This is a genomic window from Paraburkholderia sp. BR13444 (assembly GCF_040948755.1).
In the GTDB taxonomy this organism is placed as follows: domain Bacteria; phylum Pseudomonadota; class Gammaproteobacteria; order Burkholderiales; family Burkholderiaceae; genus Paraburkholderia; species Paraburkholderia youngii.
This window is the reverse complement of sequence record NZ_JBFPKM010000046.1, coordinates 1-1,250: the sequence shown is the minus strand read 5'-3', so window position 1 is coordinate 1,250 and position 1,250 is coordinate 1. Positions and strand designations below refer to the sequence as shown.

Here is a 1,250-nt window from a genome sequence, read left to right as displayed (position 1 = left end):
TTAGCCGAACGCTCTGGAAAGTGCGGCCATAGCGGGTGATAGCCCCGTAGGCGAAAACAGTGTGAAAGAACTGGGTGTACGAGAAGTAGGGCGGGACACGTGAAATCCTGTCTGAAGATGGGGGGACCATCCTCCAAGGCTAAATACTCGTGATCGACCGATAGTGAACCAGTACCGTGAGGGAAAGGCGAAAAGAACCCCGGGAGGGGAGTGAAACAGATCCTGAAACCGCATGCATACAAACAGTCGGAGCCTCGCAAGGGGTGACGGCGTACCTTTTGTATAATGGGTCAGCGACTTACATTCAGTGGCGAGCTTAACCGATTAGGGCAGGCGTAGCGAAAGCGAGTCCGAACAGGGCGTCCAGTCGCTGGGTGTAGACCCGAAACCAGGTGATCTATCCATGGCCAGGTTGAAGGCACGGTAACACGTGCTGGAGGACCGAACCCACTAACGTTGAAAAGTTAGGGGATGAGCTGTGGATAGGGGTGAAAGGCTAAACAAACCTGGAAATAGCTGGTTCTCTCCGAAAACTATTTAGGTAGTGCCTCGTGTATCACCTTCGGGGGTAGAGCACTGTCATGGTTGTGGGGTCCATTGCGGATTACTACGCCATAGCAAACTCCGAATACCGAAGAGTGCAATCACGGGAGACAGACATCGGGTGCTAACGTCCGGTGTCAAGAGGGAAACAACCCAGACCGCCAGCTAAGGTCCCCAAATATGGCTAAGTGGGAAACGAAGTGGGAAGGCTAAAACAGTCAGGAGGTTGGCTTAGAAGCAGCCACCCTTTAAAGAAAGCGTAATAGCTCACTGATCGAGTCGTCCTGCGCGGAAGATGTAACGGGGCTAAGCCATATACCGAAGCTGCGGATGCACATTTATGTGCATGGTAGGAGAGCGTTCCGTAAGCCTGCGAAGGTGCACTGGAAAGTGTGCTGGAGGTATCGGAAGTGCGAATGCTGACATGAGTAGCGATAAAGGGGGTGAAAGGCCCCCTCGCCGTAAGCCCAAGGTTTCCTACGCAACGTTCATCGGCGTAGGGTGAGTCGGCCCCTAAGGCGAGGCAGAAATGCGTAGCTGATGGGAAGCAGATTAATATTTCTGCACCATTGTGAAATGCGATGGGGGGACGGATCGCGGAAGGTTGTCCGGGTGTTGGAAGTCCCGGTCGCTGCATTGGAGAGGGTGCCTTGGCAAATCCGGGCACAGGACTCAAGGGTGTGGCGCGAGCTTCTTCGGAAGCGAAG

General features: G+C 54.1%; 1 rRNA gene. It reads left to right on the top strand.

Annotated features, from left to right (window positions below):
* A 23S ribosomal RNA gene (locus tag AB3X95_RS38900) occupies positions 1–1,250 on the top strand; the annotation flags it as partial.